We start from the raw sequence: 9,258 nt of genomic DNA, 5'->3' as shown, positions 1-9,258 counted from the left end.
GCGATGTTCACCACTTCGGCGCGCACGCGGCCGTCGCGGGTCCAGGGCTCGTCCATGTAGTGCACCCACAGGACACGCCCGACCAGGATGGCGACGACGAAGATGATGGCCGTCGCGATAAAGCCAATGAGGTTGCGGATTGTCATGATTCGGTTGATTCGTTCAACGATGCATTCAGCGACGCATTCAGTGATAAACGGCGAGCCCGAGCACGCAGCACACGACCACGAGCAGGCTCACGCGAAAGAGGGATGGGTGCCACACGAGCCGGTAGAGGCCGGTTCTGGCCAGCACGGAATCGAGCACCCAGGTGATCGCCGCGCCGAGTATGAAGAGCAGCACGATCGCCGGGATATAGGCGTCGAGAAACGCGACGTCACGAGGCATGGTTGGCTCCTGGGCCTGGGCCCGGTTGCGCGCCCTCGCTGCCCGCGCAGGCCGCGAGCGGCGATTGCGGGTCGATGAGCGCGGTGCGGATGAAATGCAGATGGCTCTGGATGCGCTGCAACTGGTGGCGCTCTTCGCGCGCCGGCGCATCGCTGCGAGCGGAGCCGCGCAAGCCTTGCAGCACGTTCTCGCTCGCGGCGATGGCGCTGTCCGTCGCGGCGAGCGCGCTGCGGTAGCGCGCCTCGCCCGGGCGCTCGAAGAGTGCGCTCACGGCGTCGAGCGTCGCGTCGATCGCCACGCGCCATGCGGTGCCCGCCGCGTACTGAGGATGCGCGGGCAGCGTGGCCAGCTCGTGGCGCAGATCGAGCGCGGCGTTGCCGACTTCGAGCGTGGCGAAGAGCCAGCTCAGCGTGTCGCGGCGTTGCGCTTCGTCGTTGCCGGCGATCGCGGAGAGCTGGAACATCAGGTCGCGCGCGCCGCTCTCGAAGCGGTTGCGCAGGCCCTTGAGCCGCGCGCGGCACGCGTGCACGGCGCCGCCTCGCAGGTCGGCGAGCAGGCGCCGGCGCAGCCAGGGCGTCGAGGGTGGCAGCAGCACGGCGAACGCCGCCGCCGACACCGCCATCGAAGCGACGAGTGCCAGCGCGTCGTTCATGTAGCTGGTCGGGTTGTACTGCACGACGTTGTCCGGGCCCGCGAGGAAGCACAGGAAGATGCAGTAGCCCACGCCGTAGCCCGCGTACTTCGGGCGCGTCGTGAGGAATACGCCGAAAGCGAGCGCGGGCGCGAGCGCGACGCACAGCATCACGAAGCCGTCGATGTGCGGAAACACGCCGAACGTGAGGATCATGCCGACGAACGACGCGAGCACGGTGCCCAGCGCCATCTGGCTCGCCATGCGTGCGGGATTCGGCGCGGACGAGGCGAGCGCGCAGGTGGTCGCCGCGTTGAGCACGAGGTTCGTGCCGCTCGGCCAGGCCGTGGCGATCCAGAACGCGCCGAGCAGCGTCATGACGATCGCTGCGCGCAGGCCCGCGACGCCCGCCGCGATCGCATTCGTCTTCGGCACGTAGCGCGCGATCCACTTTTCGCGCGAGTGCGTGTCGACGGCGAGCGAAGCGTAGGTGGCCGTGTACTCGTTCATCTCGTGCACGAAGCGGTAGAGAAGCTCCGAGGCCGTGTCGAAGTCGAGCAGATGCGCGTCCCCTTGCGCTTCGAGCGCGATGCGCGTGGCGCGCACGCGGTGGGGCAGCGTCGAACGATACGCTTCGAGCTGCTTCGAGACGTGCGCGGCGTCCGCTGCCGTGAGCACGGGCTCGCCCGCCTTGGCGAACAGCGGCGCGATTTCGCGGAAGTACGGCTCGAGCGCTTCGACGGTCGCCGAGGAGCTCTCCGCGCGCAGCCGGTTCATCAGCCGATGCAGCGCGTGAAAGCGCGTCGAGACCGTCATGAACTCGGTGTTCAGGCGCGCGAGGCGGCCCGAGCGCATGCGCGCGTCGGGCGACTCGAACACGGCCATGCTGCGGCTCGCCTCGAAGCCCACGACGTCGGCGACGAAGCGGGCGTTGGTCGCCTCGATGTGCGAGCGGTCGATGCGTCCGGCGAGCGCCGCCGAAACGTAGTCGACGAACGACGAGAAGCGCCGGCGCACCGTCGAGCGCAGCAGCTCGCCCGTATATTGCGGGAACACCACGGCGCTCACGAAGCCCGAAGAGAGAATGCCGATCGAGATCTCGCACACGCGCGTCATGGCCGACATGAACGCGGCGTCGGGATGCTGCGAGGCCGGAATGCCGATGAGCGCCGCCGTGTAGCCTGCGAGCACGAAGCCGTACGAGCGGAAGTTGCGGTTGCGCGCGGCGCCCGCGGTACAGATGCCGACCCACAGCGCCGTCGAGACGATGAAAAGCTCGGGCTGCTGCGCGAAAAGGCCGATCAGCGCGAGCATCACGACGAGGCCCACCAGCGTGCCGCAGATCCGGTAGAAGCTCTTTGCGAACACCGGGCCGCTTTGCGGCTGCATCACGATGAACACGGTGGTCATCGCCGTGCGCGGCTGCGGCAGATCGAGCTTCATGGCAATGCCGAGCGCGAGCAGCGCCGCGGCGATCGCCTTGAAGAGATAGATCCAGACGAGACCGTCGGTGCGCGCCCAGTCGACGAGCGCGGCGTAGAGCCTCTGGCCGCCCGGCTGCGTGGGGGAGGAAGTGGACGCTTGCATGGACGGCTGCCTCAGTTCGCGGCGCCGGCGGGCGCTGCATGCGATGCGCTCGCGTCGGCGGCGTCCGGCCCGGACGAGTTCTTCGACGAATGCGGCGCGAGCAGCGCGGCGGGCATCAGCGGTACGGCGCGTGTCTTCTTGCCGTGCGCGGGCAGTTGCTCGGCTTCGGTCGGACCTTTCATGGAAACATCAGCAGCCGGCTCGCTCGACGCATCGATCATCCCGCCGCCCAGCGCCGCGACGAGCGTGGCGTGCGCGTTCAGGCGCTCGGCCTGGATGCGCGCGACGCCTTCCTGCGCGCGCAGCAGCTGCGTTTGCGCGATCAGCACGTTGACGTAGTCGGACAGACCGCGCCGGTAGCCTTCCTGCGCGAGATCGTAGTTGCGCTGCGCCACCGTGACCGAGCGGTGCGCGTCGTCTTCCTGCGTGGCGAGTGAGCGCATGCGCACGACCTGATCGGCGATTTCCTTGAGCGCGGTGACGATCGTCTGGTTGTACTGGTCGACGGCGATGTCGTAAGCGGCGGACTGTGCGCCGAGCTGCGCGCGCAGGCGACCGCCGTCGAAGATCGGCAGCGAGACCGCGGGGCCGCCCGCATAGCTGCCGCTCATCGACTTGAGGAACTGGAACAGCGGGCCGGCTGCCGCGTAGCCGCCCATCGAAACGAGCAGATTCACGTTCGGATAGAAGTCGGCCTTGGCGACGTCGATGCCGCGCGCCTGCGCCGCCACCATCCAGCGTGCCGCGACCACGTCGGGGCGATAGCCGATCAGCTCGGCGGGCAACGCCGAGGGCAGGCCCGCTGGAGCTGCGAGCGAGAGCGCCGGCCGCTGGATCGATTCGCCGGCGCCGGGGCCCTTGCCCGCGAGCGCCGCCATCTGGTTCTTGCCGAGCGCGATGGATTCTTCGAGCGCGTCGATCTGGCGCTCGTATTCGGGCAGCGGCGTTTCGGCCTGACTCACTTCGAGCTGCGTGCCGATGCCGCCCGCGAGGCGCTTTTGCGCGAGCGCGAGAATCCTTTGTTGCTGGCCGAGCGTTTGCTTCGCGATGTCGAGCAGCGCGTAGTTCATCGACAGCTCGATGTACGTGCGCGTGACGTTGACTTCGAGCTCGAGCTGCGCGGCGCGCGCGTCGGCGGCGCTCGCGTGCGCCATGTCGAGCGCGCGCTCAGCATTGTTCCTGTCCTGACCCCAAAGGTCGAGGTGGTAGGAAAGGCCGAGCGTGGCTGTGTTGTTCCACGTGTTCGCGCCCGCGAGTGGTCCTGGCCCGTAGTAGACGTTATCGGACCATTGCTGGCGCTGGATCGACATGCTGCCGTTGATCTGCGGAAGGAGGCCGGCCTGCGCCACGCCCACCATCGAGCGCGCCTCGCGCACGCGCGCCTGCGCAGCGGCGAGCGAGGGATTGCCGGCCACGGCGGCTTCGATCCAGGCGTTCAGTTGCGGGTCGTCGTAGCCGCGCCACCAGTCGCTGGCGGGCCAGCCGGCCTCGGCATTCGCCGCGCGAATGGCCGATCCGGCGTCGAGTTGCGCTGCGTCAGCTTGCTTGTCTTGCGGTGCGATGCCCCCGGTACTGGCGCAGCCCGCGATTATCAACGAGAACGTAAGAACCGTGAGTGCGGCTAGTCCTTTCGGTACCGGAGACTGCACGATTTACTCCTTATCTTGACTATGAATCACTGCGCGTCATTATATTTTTTGAGCGATTTCTAAATAACCAGTAAGGATGCAAGGCATTTTTACGAAGCATGAGACAATCAGTCTTGCGAAACATGTAACAATTCGTGCATCAGATAGAGGATGGGTATGGATACGCTTCAAAACATGCGTGTATTCGTCCGGGTAGTGGAGGCAGGCAGCTTCACGGGTGCGGCGCAGCACCTGAACACGACCACGGCTTACGCGTCACGCGCGGTCTCCGATCTGGAGGCGCATCTGCGCACGCGGCTTCTGAACCGCACGACGCGCCGCATCGCGCTCACCGAAGCGGGCGAGCGCTACCTGCAGCGCTGCGAGCAGATCCTCGCGTATGTCGATCAGGCCGAAGCGGAAGCCGGCGACGCGCATGCGCGCCCCGCGGGCAAGCTCAAGATCCACGCCATGACGAGCTTCGGCCAGCACTATGTGGTGCCGGCGGTGGGGCAGTATCAGCAGCTTTACCCGGATGTCCATGTGGAGCTCACGCTCGCGCAGCGCATGCCGGACCTGCTCGACGAGGGCTACGACGTGGCGCTCGTGGTCGCGACCGATCTGCCCGATTCGGGCTTCGTGTCGCAGCGGATCACGAGCGCATGCAGCATCGTGTGTGCGTCGCCGGCTTATCTCGAAAAGCACGGCGTGCCGCAAACGCCCGCCGATCTCGCGAATCACACCTGCCTGCAGATGGTGACGCCGGTGTTCCCGACCTCGCAGTGGCAGTTCAGCGGGCCCGAGGGCGAGACGACGATCAACCTCGGCCCGGCGACCTTTCAGGTGAACGTGGCGGAGGCGATGGCGGTGGCCGTGCGCGAGGGCATGGGTGTGGGCCTGCTGCCGATCTATTCGGCGATCAGCGGGCTGCGCAGCGGCGAGCTGCAGTGGATCCTGCCGGCGTACAGGTCGCAGGAGATGAGCGTCTACGCGATCTACCCGTCGCGCCAGTATCTCGACGCGAAGATCCGTACGTGGGTGGAACTGCTGCGCGAGAACCTGCCTTCGACGCTCGCCCGCGACCAGACGGAGTTGCGCGAGTTCGCGCGCACTTGAGACGCGGAACTGAGCGACGGAACTGAGGCACCGAACTGATCCACGGAACTGAGCCACGCAACGCAGGCGCGCAGCCGGGCCGCACAAATGAGCTCCGCAAACAAGCTACGCAACTGAACCGCGCGGCGCGAACGCATCGGCGGGCCGTTTCAGCCTGTTACAGCTTGCGCAGATGGCAACACTTGCTTACCCCCGGACGCACGGCGGCTTGATAAGGTAGCGCAACTGCTTCACGCCACCTTTTCAATCCGACCACCAGCACCGAGGACTTCCATGGATACGCATCTGATGATCGGCATCGCCGTGATGATGGGCCTGATCGGCATCGCGGCATCGCGCGATCTGCTGCGCATGCGCCGCGCGCAGCTGCAGCCCGCGACGCTGCGCGTGCGCAGCGACGACGCGAGCACGCGCTAAAGGCTCGACACCCGTTTCTCCTTGGCGGTGTCTTCCCGCTAGATTTCCACCACCTTGTCCCACGCGAAAGCCGGATTTTCCGGCAGCCCCGTGCGGCGGTCGCGATAGCCGCGCGGATTGCAGACCACGCGCGTGCCGTTGACCGTGTAGTCGAAGCACGTGTGCGTGTGGCCATGCACCCATAGCGCGATGGGCGCGCGCACGAGCGCGTCGAGATCGCTCACGAAACCGGCCGAAACGAGATCCTCCGCATAGCGCGGCGCGAGGCTCTGCCGGTGCGGCGCGTGATGCGTGACGACGATCGTCTCGCCCGCGAAGGGCTTCGCCAGTTCCGCTTCGAGCCACGCGCGCGAGCGCGCATGCAGCGCGAGCGAGTCGGCCGGCGTGAAATCTCGCGCAAGCGCTTCGGGGCTGGACGGCCACGACACCTGAATCAGCCCGCGAAAGTCGAGCATCACGCGCATCGCGGCCGCGATGGCGGCTTCGCGCGTGGCGTCGTCGGCGCCGAAGAGCGCGAAGTCCGCCCACAGCGTCGTGCCCAGCACGCGAAAGCGGCCGGCCGGATCGACGTACACGCCGTCGTTGAGGAAGTGCACGTTGTCGAGCGTAGCGGCGGCGTCGAGCATCGCCGCTTCCAGCGCGCCGAGCTCGCCGTCGTAATACTCGTGGTTGCCGGGCACATACACCACCGGCACCTGCGGATCGAACGTTTCCGCGGCCCAGCGCAGCCCCAGCCCGTGATTATGGATGTCGCCCGCGAGCACCACGAGATCGGCTTGCGCATGCGGAATCGTATCGGGCTCGTCTTGCTCCAGATGCAGATCGGACAGCACGCGAATCTTCACGCGGGTTTGCAGGCGAGTGTTCACGATCAGGGCTCCTTGCGTGCGCCGTGCAGCACTTTCCCCGGATTCATCAGGTTCAGCGGATCGAGCGCGTTCTTGATCGAGCGCATCAGCGCAAGCTCGACCTCGCTCTTGTAGTGCGCGTTTTCGTCGATCTTCAACTGCCCGAGGCCGTGTTCGGCGCTGATCGTCCCGCGATGCCGGTCCACGCTGTCGTAGACGATGCGATTCAGGGTTTTCTCGTTTTCGGCAAGGAAACGCTTCGGGTCGCCGCCTTCGGGCGCCTGCACGTTGTAGTGCAGATTGCCGTCGCCGAGATGGCCGAAGGTGACCATGCGCGCGCCGGGCACGACGCGCGCGATCTCGGCGTCGGTTTCCTCGATGAAGTGGCCGATGCGCGAGATCGGCACGCCGATGTCGTGCTTGATGTTCAAGCCTTCCTGCGCCTGCGCGAGCGGAATGTGTTCGCGGATGTTCCAGAACGCCTGCGACTGCGCGAGGCTTTCCGCGACCACGGCGTCCTCCACGATACCTTGTTCGAGCGCTGCTTCCATGAGCCGCTCGAAGAGCGCGCGCGCGTGCGCTTCGCTTTCGTTATCGGAAAGCTCGAGCAGCACGACCTGCGCGTGACGTGCGGCGAACGGGTAGCGCAGCTGCGGGAAGTGGCGGCCGACGAGCTGCATGCAGAAGTCCGACATCAGCTCGAAGCCCGTGAGAAGCGGCCCGGCATGGCGTTGCGCGAGCGCGAGGAAGTCGAGCGCGGCATGCGCCGAGCCGAGCGCCGCGAGCGCCGTGACGCGCGCGGCCGGCAGCGGATGCAGCTTCATCACCGCGGCGGTGATGACGCCGAGCGTGCCTTCCGCGCCGATGAAGAGATCGCGCAGATCGTAGCCGGTATTGTCCTTGCGCAGGCCGCGCAGGCCATCCCAGATTTCGCCTTGCGGCGTGACGACTTCGAGACCGAGGCACAGCTCGCGCGTGTTGCCGTAGCGCAGCACGCCGGTGCCACCCGCGTTGGTCGAGAGATTGCCGCCGATCGTGCAACTGCCTTCGGCCGCGAGCGAGAGCGGGAAGAGCCGGCCGGCTTCTTTCGCTCGCGTCTGCACTTCTGCGAGGATCACGCCGGCTTCGACGGTGATCGTGTTGTTGTGCGCGTCGGTCTCACGCACGCGATTCAGGCGGCGCAGGCTCAGCACGGCTACGCGGCCGCTCGCGTCGGGCGTGGCGCCGCCCGCGAGGCCCGTGTTGCCGCCTTGCGGCACGAGCGCCACTCGGTGCTCGTGCGCGAGCTTCACGACGGCCGCGACCTCCAGCGTATTGGCCGGGCACAGCACGGCGAGCGCCGCGCCCTGGTAGCGGCGGCGCCAGTCGGCGAGGTAGGGGGCGGTGTCGTGGGCGTCGGTGAGGACGTTTTGCGTGCCGATGGCGGCGGCGCAGGCATCGAGGAAACGCTGCGGGGCGGTGAGGGTGGAATCGGTCATGGTGTCTCGGTGCTTCGCGCGAGGCTCGGGGCCGGGCGCGGCGCGATTTTCGTCGGGAATGCGTGAGGCAGAGGCGTTAAGTGTGACACGGCGCGGGCCTTCGCGCAGTTCCGCCGGGTGCGGCAAGCCTTCGTGGATCGCGGGAAGCCGCGCACCCGCGCGTAGGGCTGCGGCGTTCGGCGCCGCTCAGACGGTCTCGCGCTTCGCACGGCGCGCGGCGCGCTTGTACGGGGCGACATAGGCGAGTGCGCACACGAAGAAGCCGAGCGAAAGCGCGACCTCCACCCAGCCGAGCCGGTTGCCGGGTGCAGGGTCGGTCATGCCGCGCACGATGCCTTCGGCGAAATAGAGGAGCACGAGCATCGACGCCCATTGCAGCGTGTAGAGCCGCCGGCGCAGCACGCCCGGCAGCGCGATCGCGAGCGGCAGGGCCTTGAGCACGAGCGCGCTGCCGCCGGGGCGCAGCGGCGCGAGCCGCCATTCCCACGCAATGCACAGCAGTGTGAGCGCGGCGAGCATGGCTAGGGCGCCGAGCGCGGCGCCGCGCCGTGGCGCGACCGGTAGCGCGGCGCTGCGCGGGCTGGCGTTCACGGGCGCTCGCCTCGCTCGGCGTTGGCAGGCGCGAGCGCAAGCGCGGCGCGCGCGAGCCGGGCGCCGAGCCCGCTTGCCAGCGCCTTCTCTTCGGCGCTGAGGCCGTGGCCGCGCGCGTCCGGGCGTGCGTGATGCGAGGCGCCATAAGGCGTGCCGCCGCCTTGCGTGGTCGTGAGCGCGCTTTCCGTGTAGGGAATGCCCACCAGCAGCATGCCGTGATGGAGCAGCGGCAGCATCATCGAGAGCAGGGTGCTTTCCTGGCCGCCGTGCAGGCTGCCCGTTGACGTGAACACGCACGCGGGCTTGCCGGCGAGCGCGCCCGAAAGCCACTGCGGCGTGGTGCCGTCGAGGAAATACTTGAGCGGCGCGGCCATGTTGCCGAAGCGCGTGGGCGAACCGAGCGCGAGACCCGCGCATTCTTCGAGATCGTGCAACTCGACATAGGGCGGGCCGTCAGAAGGGATATCGGGCTCGGTGGCCTCGCAAACCGTGGAGACGGGCGGCACCGTGCGCACGCGCGCTTCGGCGCCGGGCACGCTGTCGATCCCCTGTGCGATCGCGCGTGCAAGCTCGCG

Annotated in this window: 9 protein-coding genes and 1 pseudogene; 2 read left to right on the top strand and 8 right to left on the bottom strand. The window is 67.8% G+C overall.

Annotated features, from left to right (window positions below; translation table 11 throughout):
- The 4 genes and pseudogenes from VMJ11_RS12835 to VMJ11_RS12820 form a co-directional block, all read right to left on the bottom strand.
- Positions 1-146, bottom strand: a pseudogene (locus VMJ11_RS12835) (efflux transporter periplasmic adaptor subunit); the annotation flags it as partial.
- A 40-nt stretch (positions 147-186) separates the two neighbouring features.
- Positions 187-387: a DUF1656 domain-containing protein gene (locus tag VMJ11_RS12830; RefSeq protein ID WP_325619783.1), complete on the bottom strand. Its 201-nt coding sequence runs from the start codon at positions 385-387 to the stop codon at positions 187-189.
- Positions 377-2,605 (bottom strand): FUSC family protein, encoded by a 2,229-nt coding sequence (locus VMJ11_RS12825; RefSeq protein WP_325619782.1) that lies wholly within the window; start codon positions 2,603-2,605, stop codon positions 377-379. The genes VMJ11_RS12830 and VMJ11_RS12825 overlap by 11 nt, the downstream gene beginning before the upstream one ends.
- Before the next feature lie 11 nt (positions 2,606-2,616).
- On the bottom strand, positions 2,617-4,254 hold the full coding sequence (locus VMJ11_RS12820; protein ID WP_325619781.1) for an efflux transporter outer membrane subunit: 1,638 nt from the start codon (positions 4,252-4,254) through the stop codon (positions 2,617-2,619).
- Between the two features lie 156 nt (positions 4,255-4,410).
- Between VMJ11_RS12820 and VMJ11_RS12815 the strand changes: the two genes are divergently transcribed.
- A complete protein-coding gene (locus tag VMJ11_RS12815) occupies positions 4,411-5,349 on the top strand; it encodes a LysR family transcriptional regulator (protein ID WP_325619780.1) in 939 nt (312 codons plus the stop codon).
- Positions 5,350-5,622: 273 nt separating this feature from the next.
- Entirely contained in the window at positions 5,623-5,766 is a 144-nt protein-coding gene (locus tag VMJ11_RS12810) for a hypothetical protein (protein ID WP_325619779.1), read from the top strand.
- A 38-nt stretch (positions 5,767-5,804) separates the two neighbouring features.
- On the opposite strand, the gene VMJ11_RS12805 is transcribed toward VMJ11_RS12810, so the two are convergent.
- The 4 genes from VMJ11_RS12805 to wrbA form a co-directional block, all read right to left on the bottom strand.
- Complete coding sequence (locus tag VMJ11_RS12805; protein ID WP_325619785.1) at positions 5,805-6,611, bottom strand: metallophosphoesterase; 807 nt, start codon at positions 6,609-6,611, stop codon at positions 5,805-5,807.
- A gap of 26 nt (positions 6,612-6,637) precedes the next feature.
- On the bottom strand, positions 6,638-8,092 hold the full coding sequence (locus VMJ11_RS12800; RefSeq protein WP_325619778.1) for an FAD-binding oxidoreductase: 1,455 nt from the start codon (positions 8,090-8,092) through the stop codon (positions 6,638-6,640).
- 186 nt (positions 8,093-8,278) lie between these two features.
- The gene (locus VMJ11_RS12795) at positions 8,279-8,611 is read right to left on the bottom strand and encodes a DUF2069 domain-containing protein (protein WP_325619784.1); all 333 of its coding nucleotides are present in this window, start codon (positions 8,609-8,611) and stop codon (positions 8,279-8,281) included.
- Positions 8,612-8,679: 68 nt separating this feature from the next.
- Positions 8,680-9,258 (bottom strand): NAD(P)H:quinone oxidoreductase (wrbA, locus tag VMJ11_RS12790; protein ID WP_325619777.1); only part of this gene is annotated, 579 nt, incomplete at its 5' end.

The sequence above is a fragment of the Paraburkholderia sp. genome, from assembly GCF_035501035.1.
Lineage (GTDB): Bacteria > Pseudomonadota > Gammaproteobacteria > Burkholderiales > Burkholderiaceae > Paraburkholderia.
This window is presented reverse-complemented; position numbering and strand designations above follow the sequence as displayed.